Below are 19,248 nucleotides of genomic sequence, written 5' to 3'. Positions count from 1 at the left end.
CCTCGGCCGGCGCGGGCGGGAACGGCCAGCGAGCCGGCGCGGAGCCGGGCCGCACGCGGCGGCGCGGCTCGACATCGGCGCCGGAGGTGTTCCAGGGCAGCGCCATGCCGGCCACCCGGGCGCACCAGGCGCGGGCGCGGTTCGTGCCGCGGCGCAGCGGGTTCAGCGTAACGACGAGTTCGTCCGACAAGACGGAAATATCAGCGGTGTTCATGGGAACTCCTAGGAAAGACGGTCCAGCGCCAGGCGTAGCCCCCGGGCAGGCATCCGCGGCGGCAGCCGGCGGTCAATCGAACAATGACAACTGGCCTGCGGCCATGGCTTGCAACTGGCGCGCTGCGCGCCCGTGCGCGCCGCCGGCTGCGGGCGATACGGCGGGAAAAGGGACCCCTGAAGACGCTTGCGCGCCAACCGGGGATAGGAAATCGGCAGCCTTCGCCGCAGTTGCGGCAGGAGGCAGGAAACGGTCGCAGTCCAGCGCCAGGCGATGGCGGTTCAGGCCCAGCTTGCGCGTGGCGATGGTGAACCGCTGACGCAGCAGATCGGCCCAGACGCCGGTTCCGCGCATGCGCGACCCGAAGTTGGGATCGTTGCGGCGGCCATTGCGCAGGTCTTCGATGCGATGCAGGACGCGCTGGGCGCGGTCCGGGAAATGGGCGTTGAGCCAATCCTCGAACAGGGTCTTGACCTCCCAGGGCAGGCGCAGGACGGTGTAGCTGGCATAGTGCGCGCCGGCCGCCTTGGACTCCTGGAGGATGTGCTCCATGGACTCGTCGTTGATGAACGGGATGATGGGCGCGACCAGCACGCCGACCGGCACGCCGGCGTCGGTCAGGCTGCGCACGGCTTCCAGCCGGCGCCACGGCGCGGCGGCGCGCGGTTCCAGCGTGCGGGCCATGCCGGCGTCCAGCGTGGTGATGCTCATGTACACCACCACCAGCTTCTGCTCGGCCAGCGCGGCCAGCAGGTCCAGGTCGCGGGCGACCAGCGCGTTCTTGGTGACGATGGTGAGCGGATGGCGGGTTTCCAGCATCAGTTCCAGCAGGCCGCGCGTCAGCCGCCATTCGCGTTCGATGGGCTGGTAGGCGTCGGTGGCGGAACCGATGTTGATGGGAGACGGCTTGTAGCCGGGCCGCGCGAGTTCGGCGCGCAGGGCCTCTACCGCGTTGGCCTTGGCCACCAGCCGGGTTTCGAAGTCCAGCCCGGGCGACAGGCCCAGGTAGGAATGCGTGGGCCGGGCGTAACAATAGACGCAGCCATGCTCGCAGCCCCGGTACGGATTCACTGCCACGTCGAAGGGGATATCGGGCGAATCGTTGCGCGACAGCATCTTGCGCGCTTCTTCAGCAGTGACCGTGGTCTTGGGAGCGGCGGGCGCTATGCGCGCATCCGGCAGGATGGGAATGACGCGGGCGGCTTGCTCGCCGGCGGCAGCTTCGGGGAAATTATCGGGGACGGAATCTATGAAGTCGGCGGGCAGGCCGGAGGAGGACCAGCCGTCGTCGACCTGCACGCGGTCATCGCGCTGAAAGCGATGCCGAACATTAGTAACCGCACCCCGACCGCGCAAGGCGGCGGGGGCGGCAGCCGGGGACCCAGAACCGGCGGGAAAAGAATGATCGGTGCGTGCCATGAAAACTACTGTACAAAAACACAGTGGTTTTGACAAGCACCAAAAGCCTTTTCGTAAGACAGCCCCACTTTACCGCAAGACGCCGGCGCCGTCCGGACAAATCGATTTCATCAGGCGAGATCGCCCGGAAACCCGCGCCAATACTGGATCTAGCAGAAAAACAACAGGTCCCGCAGGGGCTGGAAACCCGTTGTTTTCCGGCCTCTTGCGGATTAGCGCAACATGCCTGCCGCAGCAGTCTGATGCGTGGCCTCGTCGATCAGGATGAATGCGCCCGTCGCGGGCACATCGGCATAACGATCGACCGCCAACGACTCGCGCGTGGTGAGCGTGACGCGTCCGATGTCGTTCATGCGCAGCGTGCCCTCGGTGTTCTCCACTTCCTGCAATTCGTGGATATCACGATGCGACAGCACCGCGCGGATCTTCGCCGAGGTCAGGCGCGTACCCGACTTCAACAGATACTTGCGCGCGGGATTCAAGGCCTGCGCATCGAGCCAGCACAGCTCGGCTTCGAATTCGCGCGCGACCTGCGCCGGCGCCGACGCATGCACGATCACGTCGCCGCGCGACACGTCCACGTCGCGATCCAGCACCAGCGTGATCGAGTCGCCCGCCACCGCCTCATCCAGCGCGCGGTCGAAGGCGCGCACTTCGCTCACAACTGCCGTCACGCCCGAGGGTTGCACCGTGATCTCGTCGCCCGGCCGCAGCACGCCGCTGGCGACGCGGCCGGCATAGCCGCGGAAGTCATCCTTGCGACTGCCGTCATGGCGTGCCACCCATTGCACCGGAAAGCGCAGCGGCAAGGCGCGGCCGTCGCTTGCCAGGTCCAGCGATTCCAGCAAGGCCAGCAAAGGCTGCCCGTCGTACCACGGCGTCTGCGGCGACAAGGTGACGACGTTGTCGCCATTGAGCGCCGACAGCGGCAAGGCGTCGAAGTGCTCGATGCCCAGCTTGCCTGCCAGATCCGCATAAGCATCGCGGATGCGCTCGAAGACGGCGCGGTCCCAGTCCACCAGGTCCATCTTGTTGACCGCCACCACGATATGGCGGATGCCCAAGAGGCGCGCGATGGTGCTGTGCCGCTTGGTCTGCGGCAGCAGCACGCCGTCGGCCGCGCGGGTGGCGTCGATCAGGATGACGGCCACGTCGGCGGTCGACGCGCCCGTGACCATGTTGCGCGTGTACTGCTCGTGGCCCGGCGCGTCGGCGATGATGAACTTGCGCGCGGGCGTCGAGAAGTAACGGTAGGCGACGTCTATGGTGATGCCCTGTTCGCGTTCGGCCTCCAGGCCGTCGGTCAGCAGCGAAAAGTCGATGCCGTCGCCCGCCACGCGCTTGTGCTTGGCGCGCGAGATCGCGTCCAGCTGGTCGGCGAACACGCCCTTGCTGTCATACAGCAGGCGGCCGATCAGCGTCGATTTGCCGTCATCCACCGAGCCGGCGGTGATCAGGCGCAGCACGCCCGTATCGGCGCCGGAAAGAAAAGAATCGTTGAGTGCGTTCATGTGCGTTCCTGGTCGCCGGCTGATGCCGGCGTGTCAAGCGATCAGAAATAGCCTTCCTTCTTGCGGCGCTCCATCGAGGCCTCGGAAGTCTGGTCGTCCATGCGCGTGGCGCCGCGCTCGGTAATGTCGGTCACCGCTGTTTCGGCGATGATGGCCCGGGTGTCGGCGGCATCGGACGCCACCGGGCAGGTGCAGGAGATATCGCCCACGGTACGAAAGCGCACCTGCAGGCGTTCGACCTGTTCGCCATCCTGCGGCGGGGTCAGCCGCGTGACCGGCACAAGCAGGCCCTTGCGGCGCACAACCTCGCGCTGGTGGCTGTAGTAGATCGACGGCAGCGCCAGCTGCTCGCGCTGGATGTACTGCCAGACGTCCAGCTCGGTCCAGTTCGAGATCGGGAACACGCGCATGTTCTCGCCGCGATGCACGCGGGTATTGAACAGGTTCCAGAGTTCCGGACGCTGCGCCTTCGGATCCCATTGGCCGAACTCGTCGCGGAACGAGAAGATGCGTTCCTTGGCGCGGGCCTTTTCCTCGTCGCGGCGCGCTCCGCCGATGCAGGCGTCAAAGCCGAATTCCTCGATCGCCTCCAGCAGCGTCACGGCCTGCGCGGCATTGCGCGAATCGGTCTCGCGGCGCAGCACCACGCTGCCGCGCGCGATCGAATCCTCGACGCTGCGCACGATCAGGGTCTCGCCCAGTTCTGCCGCGCGCGCATCGCGGAAGGCGATCACTTCGTCGAAGTTGTGGCCAGTGTCGATGTGCATCAGCGGGAACGGAAAGCGTCCCGGCCGGAATGCCTTCTCGGCCAGGCGCAGCAGCACCACGGAGTCCTTGCCGCCAGAGAACAGCAGCACGGGCTTCTCGCTTTCGGCGGCCACCTCGCGCAGGATGAATATTGCTTCCGATTCCAGCCAATCCAGGTGGCTGCGTTGGATCACTGCAGACATATGCACTTCCCCTAAAACAGATTTCGAATTCGTGGGCCGCATCAGTCGGCGCGCGCCGCGATGCCGATGACCCGGTTGCCCGCATGCAGGCCGCATTCCTTGGAGTCCGACGACTCCCACCACCAGCGCCCTGCCCTGAGGTCCTCGCCCGGACGGATGGCGCGGGTACAGGGTTCGCAACCAATGGACGGGTAGCCTTGGTCATGCAGCGGGTTGTACGGGATGCCCAGCGCGCGGATGGCGGACCAGACTTCCTCTTCGCTCCATTCGGCCAGCGGATTGAACTTGTAGAGGCCGAAGGTCTGGTCGTGTTCTTCCAGCGGCAGTTCGCCGCGGGTGGTGGATTGCGCGCGCCGCTGCCCGGTGATCCAGGCGCCGCGTCCGGCCAGCGCGCGCTTGAGCGGCTCGACCTTGCGGATCTGGCAACAGGCCTTGCGCAGCTCCACGCTTTCATAGAACGCATAGGCGCCGTGTTCGGCGACGTGCTGCTCGACCGCGGCCGCTATCGGCCGGTACACGGAGACCTCGCGGCCGTAGCGTTCGCGCACGGCGTCCAGTACGCCCAGCGTTTCGGCGTGCAGCCGGCCCGTGTCCAGCGTAAAGACTTCCAGGTCCAGGCCGGCGCTGTAGATGGCGTGCGTCAGCAGCATGTCCTCGGCCGCCAGCGAGGACGCCAGCGCGGCGTCCGGGTAGCGTTGCTGCACGTCGGCCAGGCGTGCGCCCAACTCGCGCCAGCGCGCGGCCAGGCCCGCCTCGAGTTCAGGCAAAAGATCGGTAGTGCTCATGATTGCGTCGCGAAAATGCGCGCCCGCCGCGGACGCGCCAACAGAATTTCGCCATCGCGCAGGCCCAACTCCCGGTACAGGGACTCGGGCACCTCGGCTTCGATGATGGCGTCGGAATCCTCGCTCGCCAGCTCCAGATAGGCGCTGGGACCGGCAAGGAAGGCGTGTGCCAGGCGCACCGGAATGCCGTCAGCGCCGGCACGGTAGCGCTCGACTTCGAACTCGTGCGGCCGTACGTAGGCCGTGGCGCGCTGCGCTTCGGCCTGCGCCAGCTCTGGCGCGGGCAAGGACAGGCCGGCGCCGTTCCAGACGCCCCGCGTGGCAAAGCCCTGCAACTGGTTGACGTCGCCCAGGAAGCCGTAGACGAAGGGCGTGGCCGGTGCTTCCCAGACCTCGCGCGGCGTGCCGACTTGCTCGATGCGGCCCGAGTTCATCAGCACCACCCGGTCCGACACTTCCAGCGCTTCTTCCTGGTCATGGGTGACGAACACGCTGGCCACATTCAGCTCGTCATGCAGGCGGCGCAGCCAGCGCCGCAATTCCTTGCGCACCTTGGCGTCCAGCGCGCCGAAGGGCTCGTCCAGCAGCAGCACCCGCGGCTCCACCGCCAGCGCGCGCGCCAGCGCGATACGCTGACGCTGGCCGCCGGAGAGCTGCGCGGGATAGCGGTCGGCCAGCCAGTCCAGCTGCACCAGGCCCAGCAGGTCATGCACCTTGCGCTGGATCACGTCCTCCGAAGGACGCTGCGAGCGGTGCTTGACGCGCAGGCCGAAGGCCACGTTCTCGAACACCGTCATGTGCTTGAACAGCGCGTAGTGCTGGAACACGAAACCGACCTGGCGGCGGCGCACGTCCACCGCGGTAGCGTCTTCGCCCGCGAACAGCACGCTGCCGGAATCAGCCGACTCCAGCCCCGCGATGATGCGCAGCAGCGTGGTCTTGCCGCAGCCCGACGGGCCCAGCAGCGCGACCAGCTCTCCCGTCTCGATATGCAGCGAGACGTCGTTGAGCGCGCGGAACTGGCCGAAGCGCTTGGATAGATTGCGGACTTCGATACTCATGCTTGTCTCCTGTCAGGCCAGGGCCGGCTTGATGGCGGCCGGCTGGCCGGGATACTCGACCGGCAGGTCGGCGGCCTGCTGAAAGCGCGCGTTGCGCCACTCGACGACGTTCTTGGCCACCAGCGTCACCAGCGCCAGCAGGGCCAGCAACGACGCCACGGCGAACGCCGCGGAATACTGGTACTCGTTGTAGAGAATCTCGACGTGCAGGGTCATGGTGTTGGTCAGGCCGCGGATCTGCCCGGACACCACCGACACCGCGCCAAACTCGCCCATGGCCCGCGCGTTGCACAGGATGGCGCCGTACAGCAGCCCCCACTTGATGTTGGGCAGCGTGACGCGCCAGAAGATCTGCCAGCCGTTGGCGCCCAGGGTCAGCGCAGCCTGCTCTTCCTCGCTGCCCTGCGCCTGCATCAGGGGGATAAGCTCGCGCGCCACGAACGGAAAGGTCACGAAGAGCGAGGCCAGCACGATGCCCGGCACCGCGTAGACGATCTTGATGTCATGTTCCTGCAGCCAGCCGCCGAACCAGCCCTGGGTGCCGAACAGCAGCACGAACACCAGGCCGGCCACCACCGGCGACACCGAGAACGGCAGGTCGATCAGGGTGATCAGGAACTGCTTGCCGCGGAACTGGAACTTGGTGATCGCCCAGGCCGCGGCCACGCCGAACACCAGGTTTACCGGCAGCGCGATGGCCGCCACCAGCAGCGTCAGTCGGATGGCGGACAGCGCGTCCGGCTCGACGATGGCGTCCAGGTACAGCTGCCAGCCCTTCTTGAAGGCTTCGGCGAATACCGCTGCCAGCGGCACCAGCAGGAACAGCGCCAGGAATCCCAGCGCGATGAAGAGCAGCACGCCGCGCACCCAGCGCGGCTCGGTCAGATGGGCGGGACGGTCCGCGGCGCTCATGCGAGCCTCCCGAGGTTGCGGCGGGCCTGCCAGCCCTGCAGCAGATTGATGACGAGCAACAGCGCGAAGGACAGCACCAGCATCACCGTGGCAATGGCGGCAGCGCCCGCGTAGTCGAATTCCTCGAGCTTGGCGATGATCAGTAGCGGCGTGATCTCGGACACCATCGGCATGTTGCCGGCAATGAACACCACCGAGCCGTACTCGCCCACCGCGCGTGCAAACGCCAGCGCGAAGCCCGTCATCAAGGCGGGCATGATGATGGGCAGCAGCACCCGGCGTATGGTCTGCCAGCGGTTGGCGCCCAGGCTGGCCGCGGCCTCCTCGATTTCGCGCTCCACGTCTTCCAGCACCGGCTGCACCGTGCGCACCACGAACGGCACGCCGATGAAGATCAACGCGATCACGATGCCCAAGGGCGTAAATGCCACCTTCCAGCCGAACCAGTCGGCCAGCGGTCCGCCCAGCCAGCCCTTCTGCGAATACAGCGAGGTCAGCGCGATGCCCGCCACCGCCGTGGGCAGCGCGAACGGCAGATCCACCAGCGCATCCAGAATCTTCTTGCCCGGAAAGCGGTAGCGCACCAGCACCCAGGCCACCACCGTGCCGAACACCAGGTTCACCAGCGCCGCGATCAACGACGCGCCGAAGGTCAGCTTGTACGAGGCCAGCACCCGCGGCGCGGTCACCGCGTCCCAGAAGCCTTGCCAGCCCAGGCCCGCGCTCTTGATCGGCAAGGCCGCCAGCGGAATGAGCACGAGGATGCTGAGGTACAGCACCGCGTAGCCCATCGAGATGCCGAATCCGGGCAGCACGCCCGGGCTGTTGCGCCGAAAGGCAAAAGGCGCTTGCGCGCCGCTTGCCACCGGGTTCGAGGCTGTCGTCATGGCCGTCGTCCGATCGTCAGATGCTTATTTCTTTTGCGGCAGGTAGATCTGGTCGAAGGTGCCGCCGTCGCTGAAGTGGTCCTTCTGCGCCTTGCGCCACCCGCCGAAGATCTTGTCGTCGATGGTCACGAGCTTGACCTTGGGAAACTTGCTTTCGTACTTGGCGGCCACGGTCTTGTCGATGGGCCGGTAGTAGTTCTTGGCAATGATTTCCTGCGCGGCGGGCGTGTAGAGGAATTCCAGATAGGCCTGCGCCGCGGCGCGGGTACCCTTCTTGTCCACGACCTTGTCGACCACGGCCACCGGCGGCTCGGCCAGGATGGACAGCGACGGCACCACGATGTCGAACTTGTCCGGACCCAGCTCTTCCAGCGCCAGGAAAGCCTCGTTTTCCCAGGCCAGCAGCACATCGCCCACGCCGCGCTCCACGAAGGTGGTGGTGGCGCCGCGCGCGCCAGTGTCCAGCACCGGCACGTGCTTGAGCAGGTCGCCCACGAAGGCGCGGGCCTTGTCCTCGCTGCCGCCGTTCTTCTCCAGCGCATAGGCCCAGGCGGCCAGGTAATTCCAGCGCGCCCCGCCCGAGGTCTTGGGATTGGGCGTGATGACCTGCACGCCATCCTTGACCAGGTCGTCCCAGTCCTTGATCTGCTTGGGGTTGCCCTTGCGCACCAGGAACACGATGGTGGAGGTGTAGGGCGAGCTGTTCTGCGGCAGGCGGGCCTGCCAATCGGCAGGCAGCAGCCCACGGTCGGCAACCGCGTCGATGTCATAAGCCAGCGCCAGCGTCACCACGTCGGCTTCCAGGCCGTCGATGACGGAGCGCGCCTGGCGGCCCGAACCGCCGTGCGATTGGCGGATGGTCAGGTCGACGTTGGCCTTGTCCTTGTATTGCTTGATGAACGCATCATCGATGGCGCGATACAGCTCGCGGGTCGGGTCATATGAGACATTCAGGAGCGTCTGCTTCTGCTGTGCCTGCGCCGGCGCAATCGCGGCAAACGACATCGTCACTGCGGCCAAGGCGGCCAACCAACCGGCTTTCCTGAAAGACATCCCATGCTCCCTGTGTTCGGCAATGTGGGAGCAAGTGTGCTGGCTGGGCGTTCTGAACGGAACGAATCATTATTTGGTTGCTCATCGCTCGCAGGCATATAGGACCGGTGTCCCAGCAATGGGAATTTGCCCTGGCCCCATGCGCGCCCCAATGAAAAACCGCCGCCTCCCCAAGGGGCAGGCGGCGGTTGCTAACGGGGACCCGCCCCTTCGATTTCCGAATTTACTTATTCGGCTGAGGCGTAATGCGCAGATAGGGACGCACGGCCTTGTAGCCCTTCGGGAATTTCTGCTTGATCACGGCCTCGTCCTGCAAGGACGGAACAATGATCACATCGTCGCCGTCTTCCCAGTTCACCGGCGTGGCCACGCTGTGGCTGTCGGTCAGCTGCAGGGAGTCGATGACGCGCAGGATCTCGTTGAAGTTGCGGCCGGTGCTGGCCGGATACGTGATGGTCAGGCGCACCTTCTTGTTGGGGTCGATGATGAACACCGAGCGTACGGTCAGCGTGGCGTTGGCGTTCGGATGGATCATGTCGTAAAGCTCGGACACCTTGCGGTCCTTGTCGGCCAGGATCGGGAAGTTGACCTTGGTGGACTGCGTGTCGTTGATGTCCTCGATCCACTTGGTGTGCGAATCGGTGCCGTCCACGGACAGCGCCAGCACCTTCACGTTACGCTTGGCGAATTCGTCGGCCAGCTTGGCGGTGTAGCCCAGTTCAGTGGTGCAGACGGGCGTGAAATCGGCCGGGTGCGAGAAAAGAACACCCCAGCTGTTGCCCAGATACTCATGGAAGCGGATCGGCCCTGCCGAAGATTCCTGTTCGAAATCAGGGGCGGTGTCGCCCAGGCGTAGATGACTCATGGTGTCTCCAGTGTGCGGATGCAGGTTGGGGGCTGGCCGCCCGTCGCGGCGGGCAGCGCAGGAAAAGCGTTTCATGGCGCAGGTCAGCGTCTGTGAAACGATTCTTCCATCAAACCTGTAGCCGGGGAAATACGCAAGTCATATAACCTTATGCAATATTCAAGCTGGCGCCGCAGGCGTCCGCCACCGCCCCGGCCCGCACTGCGGCGGACAGGGCCAGCGCGCGCGGCAGGATGTGGGCGCCGTAGAACAATCCCGTCGCCAGCTTGGCCCCGTAGAACGGATCGGTGGAACCTGCCGCCAGATGCCGGCGGCAGGCCAGCACGGCCCGCGCCATCTGCCAGCCGCCGTGCACCACACCGGCCAGCATCAGATAGGGCACGCTGCTGGAATAGACCGCCCTGATATTGGTCGGCGACTGCTCCAGGATGAATGCCACGCCGGCCTCGTAGGCCTGGATGGCGCTGTCCAGGTTGTCGCGCAGCAGGCGCAGTCCTTCGCGATCGTCCGCCGACGCGCGCATCGCCTCGTTCTCGACTGCGCGCAGCGTCTCGCGCATCGCCGCGATCGCGGCATGGGCGGTGGCGCCGCCGTCGCGCTGCGTCTTGCGGCTGACCAGGTCATTGGCCTGGATCGCGGTCGTGCCTTCGTAGATGGGCAGGATGCGCGCGTCGCGGTAATACTGCGCGGCCCCGGTTTCCTCGATATAGCCCATGCCGCCGTGCACCTGCAGGCCCAGCGATGCGACCTCGACCGCGGTCTCGGTGGAGAATCCTTTGACGATGGGCACCATGTACTCATAGAAGGCCCGGTTGCGCGAGCGCTGCTCCGGATCCGGATGATGCGTGCCCTTGTCGTGCGCTGCCGCCGTCACGTAGGACACGGCGCGCGCCGCCTCGGTCAGCGCCTTCATGGTCATCAGCATGCGCTGCACGTCCGGATGGCGCACGATGGCCACGGGGCCGGCCGACCCTTCGACCGCGCGGCCCTGCACGCGCTCGCGCGCATAGGCCAGGGCATGCTGATAGGCGCGTTCGGACACGCCTATGCCCTGCTGCCCCACCGAATAGCGGGCGGCATTCATCATGATGAACATGTATTCCAGGCCGCGGTTCTGCTCGCCGACCAGATAGCCGATGGCGCCTTCGCCCACGTCGCCCTTGCCCGAACCGTACATGAGCACGGCGGTGGGACTGCCGTGGATGCCCAGCTTGTGCTCCAGCGACGCGCACCAGACGTCGTTGCGCTTGCCCAGGCTGCCGTCGGCCTGCACCAGGAACTTGGGCACGATGAAAAGCGAGATCCCCTTCACGCCGGCCGGCGCGTCCGGCGTGCGCGCCAGCACCAGATGGATGATGTTCTCGGCCAGATCGTGGTCGCCATAGGTGATGAAGATCTTCTGGCCCGTCAGCCGGTAGCTGCCGTCGTCCTGCTTCACCGCACGAGTCGCGACCTGCGCCAGGTCCGAGCCGGCCTGCGGTTCGGTCAGGTTCATCGTGCCGGTCCACTTGCCGCCGATCAGCTGCGGCACGTACTGCTTGCGTTGCGCGTCCGATCCGACCGTCAACAAGGCTTCGATCACGCCGTCCGTCAGCATGGGACACAGGGAAAACGCCAGGCTGGCCGCCTGGATGTTCTCGCCCGGCGCCGCCGCGACCAGCTTGGGCAGGCCCTGCCCGCCCCACTCCACCGGATGCTGCAAGCCCTGCCAGCCGCCCGCGGCGTAATCCTTGAAGCCCTGCGCGTAGCCCGGCGTGGTCGTGACCTGGCCATCCTTCCAGACCGGCGGCTGCGTATCGCCCGGCACGTTCAAAGGCGCCACGGCCTGCTCGACGAAGCGGCCGTTTTCTTCCAGGATGGCGTCCACCAGATCCGGCGTGACTTCTTCGAAGCCGGGCAGTTTCAGGACGTCATCGAGTCCTGCCAGCTCCTTCAAAGCGAAGCGGAAGTCCTGCAGCGGGGTTACGTAGGGCATGGGGTCTCCATCAATTGGCCGTTTCCTGACTCTCTTTGGCCAATCTTAAACCCTTGCTTCCTTCCTTGCGGGCATACTCCCCGAACGCGGCCAAGGACGCGGACGGCGTCACTTCCTCGTATCCGGCCGCCATGCCCTGCTGCACATCGGCCAGCGCCAGCACATCGTTGCTGGCCTTGAACAGCGTGTCCAGCACCTGCGGCGGCGTGCCCTTGGGAGCAAAGATTCCCCACCAGTTGGACACGTCATAGCCGGGCACGGTCTGCGCGATGGTCGGATAGGGCAACAGGCGCGAGGGCTGGCCAGACGTGACCGCCAGGGCCACCACCTTGCCCGTATCGATCACCGACTTGGCCGAAGGCGCCGTGGCGAACGAGATATCTGTGTCGCCCGCCGCCACGGACTGCGCCGCCGCGGCGCCCCCCTTGAAGGGAATGTGCATCAGCTTCACGTTGGCAAGCGTCATGAACTCGACCGCGGCCAGATGCGTGATGACGCCGTTGCCGGACGAGGCGACATTGATGGACCCCGGCTTGCTCCTGGCCCGGTCTATCAGGTCCTGCACGCTTTTCAGCCCCAGCTTTGCGTTCGCGATCAGGACCATGGGGCCGGTCGTGAGCTGGGCCACGGGCACGAAGTTGTCCGGCGTGTAATCCACCTTGTACAAGGCGCTGTCGCTGCCCATGACGCTGGAATTCCCCAGGTACAGCGTGTAGCCGTCGGCGGCGGCGCGCGCGGCCAGGCTGGCGCCGATCGTGGAACCGGCGCCAGGGCGGTTTTCCACGACCACCGGCTGCTTCAATTGCCTGGCCAGCGCATTCGCATAGACCCGCCCCACTTGATCCGCCCCGCCGCCGGGCGGGAACCCGATCACCAAGGTCAGGGGTTTGGAGGGATAAGGATCGGCGGCATGCGCGGCACCGGACATCGCGGACAAGGCGATGGCGGCAAGCAAGGCGCCATGGACGGCAATAGCAGGTTTCATCAGGGTCTCCTTTGATGGAATCGGAGCCGCTTGTGGCGCGGCTCTCTGGTCATGCGCCGGCCGCGTCAGCGGCCGGTGAAATCCGGCGCGCGCTTCTCCTTCCACGCCCGCGCGCCCTCGGCCAGGTCGCGGGACTGCTCGGAACGCAGCACCGCCTGCTCGATTGCGGCCAGATCGAGCTCGCCCCGCGCGATGCGGTTCAGGTGCGCTTTCACGCCGAACAGCGGAATCGGAGCCATTGCCGCAATCTGCGCGCTCAGGGCGTCCAGCCGGGCCGATAGCATTTCTTGCGGCACCAGCTCGGTCAGGAATCCGATGCGCAGCATTTCGTCGGCCTGGATTTTTTCCGCCGTCAGGAACAGGCGCTTGGCCTGGTCCAGGCCCAGGCGCGTCACATAGCGCGACATGCCGCCCGCGTAGAAGTGCAGGCCCAGGCGCGTGGCCGGCATGAACATGTCGGACTGCGGCGTGCCGATGCGGAAATCGCAAGCCAGGCACAGGTCCGTGCCGCCGCCATAGGCCCCGCCCTGCACCGCCGCGATGGTCACTGGCCGCGCCGCCTCGATCAGGTCCATGGTCTGGCCAAAATAAAGAGAGCTGGGCGCGCTGTCGGACGCCAGGGACGAAATGTCATACCCGCTGCAAAAATACTTGCCGTCGGATTGAAAGCGCAGCACCCGCACGGCGTCGTCCGCGTTGACCCTGTCCAGATGCTCTCTGAGGACCGCCAGGTCCTGCGGCCCGAGCCGGTTGGCATGGCCGGGCCTGCGCAGCCGGATGGTCGCCACGTGGCCGTCGACGGCAAGGCTGGGCGTATCGGCGGGACCCGTCATGTGCACGTCTCCGCCTGATGCGCCACGCCCTCGGCCAGCAGCCGGTCGATCTCGGCATCTGCCATCCCGTAACGGGCGAATACCTCGCGCGTGTGCTGGCCGAACACGGGCGGAGCGCGGCGGCTCGGCGCCTGCGCGCCGCTCAGGCCCAGGGGCAGGTCCACCTGCCGCAATTCGCCCAACACCGGATGCGTCAACGAGCGGACCAGTCCGCAAGCCTGCACCTGCGCGTCGGCGAACACATCCTCCAGGGTATTGATGGGGCCTGCGGGAATGCCGCCCTCGATCATCAGCGCGGTCCATTCCATGCGCGTCTTGCGCTTGAGCCCCGCCTCCAGCTCCTGCTTCAACGCATAGCGGTGCTGCATGCGCTCGGCGTTCGTCAGGAACCGCTCGTCGGACACCAGATGGGAGAGTCCGAGAATGCCGCAAAGCCTGACCCACATCGCCTGGGTCGCGGGCGCCAGGTTGAGCGGCCCATCCGCGGTCTCGAAGGTGCCGTAGGGCGCGATGACCGGATGCACGTTGCCGCAGGGTTCCGGGATCTCCCCCTTGCTGAGGTAGCGCTGGCCCTGCACGCTGAGCAACGCCATGAGGCCCGCCAGCAGCGAGGTTTCCACATGCTGCCCGCGACCAGTCGAGGCGCGCTGCGCGACGGCGGACAGTATTCCTATCGTCAGCCACATGCCCGCGCTCAAGTCGCCGACGGCTACGCCCACCCGCATCGGCCCCGATTCCGGCGTGCCGGTCAGGCTCATGAAGCCCGAATAGCCCTGCGCGACCTGATCGAATCCGGCCCAGTCCCGTGCCGGCCCCTTGCTGCCAAAGCCGGAAATCGACGCCATGATCAGGCCCGGATGCTCTTGCGCCAACGCCTCGTATCCCAGGCCCATCGCCTCCATCGTTCCGACCTTGAAGTTCTCGACCACGATGTCGGAAGCCAGGGCCATATTGCGCAGCAGCGCGATCCCTTCCGGCTTGCGGAAGTCCACGCCTATGCCTTGCTTGCTGCGATTGGCACTAAGATAATAAACACTTATGTCGTCATCGAAGGGGCCCCACTGCCGCGCCATCTCGCCGGCGGGCATGGGTTCCACCTTGACGACCTCGGCGCCCAGGTCTCCCAGAATCATTGTGCAGAAAGGCCCGGAAAGGGCCCGAGTCAGATCCAGCACTTTCAGCCCTGCCAATGGCAGACTCATGTTCGTCCTCCCGTGATGCGGAGCCCATTCTAGGCAGCGCTTCACAGGTCCCGAAAATACTGTTTTCCGATCCATTCATAAGATTTTCTTATCCAATGAATCTGCGTCAGCTCAAGTACTTCGTCCGGGTGGTTGAAATGCGCAACATGACCCGGGCCGCCGAAAGTCTGCATGTGGCGCAACCCGCGCTGAGTCAGCAGATGGCGCTGCTGGAGGAAAGCCTGGGCGTCGCACTGCTGGTGCGCGGGGTCAAAGGCGCCCAGCCCACCGCGGAAGGCCTGTTGCTGTACCGGCACGCGCAAACCATCCTGCGTCAGGTCGACAGCACTCGCAGCCTGCTGTCTAAGACCGGGGACCAGGTCACCGGCACGGTGTCGATAGGACTGGCCTCCAGCACCGCGCGCATGCTGGCGTTGCCGCTGATGCGCCGGGCCAAGGCGGAGCTGCCTTCGGTGGTGTTGGAAATCGTCGATGTGCCCAGCGCGGACCTGACCAAGCTGGTGCTGCAGGGACGCATCGATTTTTCCTTGTCGCCGGACCAGCAACCCATGCAGGGACTGCTGCGCACGCCGCTGCTGCGCGAGAGCCTGTTCCTGCTGGCTCACGCCAGCGTCGCGCTGCCGCGCCGCACGCTGGCCATCGCGGACTTCGCCGCCTTGCCCCTGGTTCTGCCCAGCCTGCCCAACACGCTGCGCGCACGCCTGGACCATGCCTTCCTGACCGCCGGCCTGACCTGCAATCTGTTTGCCGAAGCCAGCACCTCGGCCATCCTCGTCCCCGCGGTGCGCAGCGGCATGGCCGCCACGATCCTGCCCTGCTCGGCCGCGCAGCCCGAAATCGCGGAAGGGTCGATCGTGGCGCATGCCCTGGACGACACGCTGTCGCGCGAACTGGTGCTATGCGCCAGCGAGAGCCTGCCCCCCACGCCGGCGGTGAGCCAGATCATGGCCTTGTGCAAGGACGAAATAAAACGCCTGATCGACGATCAGGCGTGGCAGGGATGCGCGCTGCTGAACCAGAGCCCGCGCTAACCCAGATGATGCGCCAGCGACACGATGATCGGCCCCAGCACTGGCAGCAGCACGTTGGCGATGGCGTAGGTCACCGTGTAGCCCAGTAGCGGCACGGAACTGCCGCTGGAGGTCAGGATGGCGCTGATGGCCGGCGTGCTGACATGCTGGCCAGCGATGGCGCCGACCAGCAAGGGACCTTCGATCTTCAGGATCTTGTGTCCCACCCACAGCGACAGGCAGGCAGGCCCCAGCGACACCAGCAGGCCGATGAGCGGCAATACCGCGCCATGCTCGCGGATCAGCGCGATGGCTTCCGGCCCCGCCGACAAGCCCACGCAGGCCACGAACACAGCCAGGCCCAGATCCTTCAGCAACTGCACGGCATGGTCCGGCATGTGGCCTATCGAGGGCCGCTTGGCGTTGATCCAGCCGCAGACCAGACCGCTGACCAGCGCGCCCCCGCCACTGCCCAGCGACACGGGGATGCCCCACATCCGCGCGCTCAGGCTGCCGATCAACAAGCCGGCCAGGATGCCGAACGCCAGGAACACCAGGTCGGTCACGCCGCTGCGCCGCAGCTCGTTGCCCAGCGCCGCGCCGGCCTGGGAGAGTTCGGGCTCGGCGCCGACCAGCGTAACCAGGTCGCCGTACTGCACCACGGTGGCTGGCGTGATCGGCAAGGAATGGCCCGAGCGCACGATGGACTGCAGAAACACGCCACGTGCGCGTTGGGCGTTGGGCCGCTTCGCCAGTTCGCCGACGGTATGGCCATTGACGGCCTTCTTGTTGACGATGACGGCCAGCTCGCTCAGCTGCAAGTCGTCGGCATGCGCCTCCGGCAGCTGGATTTCGGGTCCGATGACGGAACCCGCGCGCAGCGCGAAGCGCCGCAAGCCCAGCACCACCACGATGTCGCCCGTGGCCAGCATGTCGCCGGGCGTGGCGTCCACCGCCTCGCCATTGCGCAGGATGCGGCTGATGACGGTGCGTCCGCCCAGCGCGGCTTCCACTTCAGCCACGCTTTTGCCATCCGCGTCCTTGACCACGTGCGAGCGTCCCACCAGCCGCGGCAAGGTGGGCATGTTCGCGTCCTCGCCCTCTCCGGCCGCCACGCCGAGCTTTTCCTCCAATGCCTTGGAAGCCTCGCGCAGATTCATGCGCAACAGGGCTGGCGCTACCTGGCTGGTGAAGAACACGATGCTGATCAGGCCAACCAGATAGGTCAGCGTGTAGGCCGTGGCGATGTTGGCTTCCATGCGCTGGACCTCGGCATCCGCCAGGCCCAGATGCTTGAGCGCCTCTGCCGCCGTGCCTACCACGGCCGATTCGGTGGCCGCGCCGGCCGCGAGGCCCGCCGCCGTCCCAGCGTCCAGGCCGAACAGCGGCACCGCGGCCAGCACGATGGTCAGCACCAGCAATGCTTCGATGATAGGCAGCGCGATGTAGCGCAAGCTGGAGCGGTTCAGGTTGGCAAAGAACTGCGGCCCGCCCGAGTACCCCATCGCGAATATGAACAGGGCGAAGGCGACTTCCTTGAGGTCGCCGCGCATCTGACAACCCGTCTGGCCGATCAGCAGGGCGACGATGAGTGTTCCGCACACGCCGCCTAGCTGGATCGGTCCGACTTTCAGCTTGCCGATCAGGTATCCCAAGCCCACCGTCACAAACAGCACTGCGATGGGAACGCTATTGAAAAACCCGACCGTACAAGTCATGTCGTCATGTCGCCCTGGAGGTTGCTGCCCGGCCCGCCTACTTGCGCGCCACGGCCTTCTTGGCGGACTTCGCCGCCGTGTCGGCCTTCTTCACTGCCTTCTTGACCGCTTTCTTGGCTGCCGCGGTCTTGCCCGCCTTGCGCTTGGCCGCGGGCGCCTTCGTGGTCTGGCCCTTGCCGGCCGTCGGGCCCGAACGCACCAGTTCGCCGGCCTTCCACGCCTCGACGTACTCGGTGGCGGCTTCGACCATATGCTTGCCGATCTTGGCGTAGTCGCCGTCGTCCAGGTTCGCCAGCGACACGCGGATCGACCATGGCGGACCGCCGAAGCCGCCGCCGTCCATCAGCACCACGCCGGATTTCTCGGCCAGGCGGAACAGGAAGTCGACCGGCTCGTAGTTGGCCATCATGTACTTGCAGAACGCATCGCCGTACGTGATCTTGGCCCAGACCATGAAATCCAGCTCGACGTAGTACCAGGCGCGCATCGGATCTTCGGGCGGCATGGGTATGCCCAGGCCGCGCCACAAGGCATCGCGGCGCGCGCGCACGATCTTCATCGTCAGGTGCTTGTAGGAGTCCTTCAGGTCCATCAGGTGCGACAGCGCGAAGAATCCCATCTGCACCTGCTGCGGCAAGGACAGGCCCGCGGTGTGGTTCAGCGCGACGTTGCGGCTGTCGGCCACCAGCCGGTCGATGAACTTGAGCTTTTCGGGCTCCATCGTCATGGCGCCATAGCGCTTGTTCAGGCGCTGTTTCCAGGATGCAGGCAATTCGGCGATGCGGCGGTCCATGGTGTTCTTTTCATGGGTCGCAATCACGCCCAGGCGCCATCCCGTGCAGCCGAAGTTCTTCGAGAACGAGTACACGCAGATGGTGTTGTGCGGCACTTCCGCCATCAGCGAGCGGAAGTTCGGCACGAAGGTGCCATAGACATCGTCCGTCACCAGCACCAGGTCCGGATTCTTGCGGATCAGGCGCACGATCTGCTTCATCTCGACCGGGCTGAACGCCACCGACGGCGGGTTGCTGGGGTTGACCGTGACCGCCAGCTTGATCTTGGGATTCTCGAGCTTGGCGATTTCGGACGCCGGGTAGTGCCAATCATGGGTGCCGTCGGCCCGCAGGCTGCTGGCGTTGATCGGCACGATCTTGAACTGGAAGCGCTCCAGATGCGAGATCTCGATATAGGGCGTGAAGGTCGGCAGGAACAGCGCGATGGTATCGCCCTGCTTGAGCAGGCCGTTCTGCATCAGCGAATCGAAGATGTAGCACATGGCCGCCGTGCCGCCTTCGACCGGGAACAGGTCGAACTTGCCCTTGGGCGGACGGCCGTCGCACATTTCCTTGATCAGGTAATCGTGCACGATCTGTTCAAGATGGACCAGCGCGCGCGGCGGCACGGGATAGTTGTCGCCGATGATGCTGTCCGTCAGTTCATGGACCCACGCGTCGGGGTCGAAGCCCTTGACCTTGACGCCGTACTCCAGCACGCCGACCAGGAAATCGTAGCCGTCCATGCCTTTGTGCTTGGCCAGGAACTTGCGCATCCGGTCGGCGCAGCCCTTCTTGGCCGGCATGCCCGCCAGGATGGACTCGTCGCGCACGCGGCGCGCTTCCTTCATCGCGAACTGGCCCATCAGGAAGAAGGCGTCGCGCGGTTCGGTGGCGATCCAGTTAGGGTTGCCGCGGCCCGCGTTCAGCATGGTGATCGCGGCGGTGTGCTGGTTGTCCTTGGCCAGCGTGATCAGGTAGTCCTTGAGTTCAAACGGAGAAAGCTGCTCCAGGTCGCGTTGGCGCGAACGGGTGGTTTTCAAGGCCGAAGCCAGGCTGACGGTAAGAGGCGCGGTGGAAGCCATTGTTCAGTAC

Annotated in this window: 16 protein-coding genes and 1 pseudogene; 1 reads left to right on the top strand and 16 read right to left on the bottom strand. The window is 65.8% G+C overall.

All coding sequences use genetic code 11. From position 1 onward, the window contains the following. From HV766_RS24120 to HV766_RS24055, 14 genes and pseudogenes are all read right to left on the bottom strand, one after another. Nucleotides 1-214 (bottom strand): annotated as a pseudogene (locus tag HV766_RS24120) (hypothetical protein); the annotation flags it as partial. A 72-nt stretch (nucleotides 215-286) separates the two neighbouring features. Then, a complete protein-coding gene (locus HV766_RS24115; protein WP_175162835.1) occupies nucleotides 287-1,633 on the bottom strand; it encodes a PA0069 family radical SAM protein in 1,347 nt (448 codons plus the stop codon). Between the two features lie 212 nt (nucleotides 1,634-1,845). Continuing rightward, nucleotides 1,846-3,144, bottom strand: a complete 1,299-nt coding sequence (locus tag HV766_RS24110; protein ID WP_054450948.1) for a sulfate adenylyltransferase subunit 1 — start codon at nucleotides 3,142-3,144, stop codon at nucleotides 1,846-1,848. 41 nt (nucleotides 3,145-3,185) lie between these two features. After that, nucleotides 3,186-4,094 carry a sulfate adenylyltransferase subunit CysD gene (gene cysD / locus HV766_RS24105; protein WP_059379315.1) on the bottom strand — a complete coding sequence of 303 codons (909 nt, stop codon included), beginning with the start codon at nucleotides 4,092-4,094 and terminating at the stop codon, nucleotides 3,186-3,188. A 41-nt stretch (nucleotides 4,095-4,135) separates the two neighbouring features. Then, nucleotides 4,136-4,879, bottom strand: coding sequence for a phosphoadenylyl-sulfate reductase (locus tag HV766_RS24100; RefSeq protein WP_175181970.1), 744 nt, complete (start codon nucleotides 4,877-4,879; stop codon nucleotides 4,136-4,138). Beyond that, entirely contained in the window at nucleotides 4,876-5,940 is a 1,065-nt protein-coding gene (locus tag HV766_RS24095) for a sulfate/molybdate ABC transporter ATP-binding protein (protein ID WP_175181969.1), read from the bottom strand. Before HV766_RS24095 ends, HV766_RS24100 begins: the two co-directional genes overlap by 4 nt. A 12-nt stretch (nucleotides 5,941-5,952) precedes the next feature. Then, on the bottom strand, nucleotides 5,953-6,852 hold the full coding sequence (gene cysW / locus HV766_RS24090; RefSeq protein WP_054450940.1) for a sulfate ABC transporter permease subunit CysW: 900 nt from the start codon (nucleotides 6,850-6,852) through the stop codon (nucleotides 5,953-5,955). After that, nucleotides 6,849-7,739, bottom strand: a complete 891-nt coding sequence (gene cysT, locus HV766_RS24085) for a sulfate ABC transporter permease subunit CysT (protein WP_054450938.1) — start codon at nucleotides 7,737-7,739, stop codon at nucleotides 6,849-6,851. The genes cysW and cysT overlap by 4 nt, the downstream gene beginning before the upstream one ends. Nucleotides 7,740-7,763: 24 nt before the next feature. Beyond that, a complete protein-coding gene (locus HV766_RS24080; RefSeq protein ID WP_225589316.1) occupies nucleotides 7,764-8,744 on the bottom strand; it encodes a sulfate ABC transporter substrate-binding protein in 981 nt (326 codons plus the stop codon). Between the two features lie 271 nt (nucleotides 8,745-9,015). Then, nucleotides 9,016-9,657 carry a peroxiredoxin gene (locus tag HV766_RS24075; protein WP_042792543.1) on the bottom strand — a complete coding sequence of 214 codons (642 nt, stop codon included), beginning with the start codon at nucleotides 9,655-9,657 and terminating at the stop codon, nucleotides 9,016-9,018. Between the two features lie 148 nt (nucleotides 9,658-9,805). Beyond that, entirely contained in the window at nucleotides 9,806-11,632 is a 1,827-nt protein-coding gene (locus HV766_RS24070; protein ID WP_054450934.1) for an acyl-CoA dehydrogenase, read from the bottom strand. A 10-nt stretch (nucleotides 11,633-11,642) separates the two neighbouring features. After that, entirely contained in the window at nucleotides 11,643-12,617 is a 975-nt protein-coding gene (locus HV766_RS24065) for a tripartite tricarboxylate transporter substrate-binding protein (protein ID WP_054450932.1), read from the bottom strand. A 65-nt stretch (nucleotides 12,618-12,682) separates the two neighbouring features. Next, nucleotides 12,683-13,450, bottom strand: a complete 768-nt coding sequence (locus HV766_RS24060; RefSeq protein ID WP_054450929.1) for an enoyl-CoA hydratase/isomerase family protein — start codon at nucleotides 13,448-13,450, stop codon at nucleotides 12,683-12,685. Beyond that, nucleotides 13,447-14,652, bottom strand: coding sequence for a CaiB/BaiF CoA transferase family protein (locus HV766_RS24055; RefSeq protein WP_175162841.1), 1,206 nt, complete (start codon nucleotides 14,650-14,652; stop codon nucleotides 13,447-13,449). The genes HV766_RS24060 and HV766_RS24055 overlap by 4 nt, the downstream gene beginning before the upstream one ends. A gap of 95 nt (nucleotides 14,653-14,747) precedes the next feature. Between HV766_RS24055 and HV766_RS24050 the strand changes: the two genes are divergently transcribed. After that, the gene (locus HV766_RS24050; protein ID WP_175181968.1) at nucleotides 14,748-15,683 is read left to right on the top strand and encodes a LysR substrate-binding domain-containing protein; all 936 of its coding nucleotides are present in this window, start codon (nucleotides 14,748-14,750) and stop codon (nucleotides 15,681-15,683) included. Here HV766_RS24050 and aspT read toward each other — a convergent pair. Next, the gene (aspT, locus tag HV766_RS24045; RefSeq protein WP_054450923.1) at nucleotides 15,680-17,380 is read right to left on the bottom strand and encodes an aspartate-alanine antiporter; all 1,701 of its coding nucleotides are present in this window, start codon (nucleotides 17,378-17,380) and stop codon (nucleotides 15,680-15,682) included. The genes HV766_RS24050 and aspT overlap by 4 nt on opposite strands. Before the next feature lie 37 nt (nucleotides 17,381-17,417). Then, nucleotides 17,418-19,238, bottom strand: a complete 1,821-nt coding sequence (locus HV766_RS24040) for a bifunctional aspartate transaminase/aspartate 4-decarboxylase (RefSeq protein ID WP_119450897.1) — start codon at nucleotides 19,236-19,238, stop codon at nucleotides 17,418-17,420. Nucleotides 19,239-19,248 lie beyond the last annotated feature (10 nt).

Source organism: Achromobacter aegrifaciens, assembly GCF_902859735.1.
Lineage (GTDB): Bacteria > Pseudomonadota > Gammaproteobacteria > Burkholderiales > Burkholderiaceae_B > Achromobacter > Achromobacter aegrifaciens.
The sequence above is the reverse complement of the archived record's forward strand: the minus strand, read 5'-3'. Positions and strand labels throughout refer to the sequence as shown.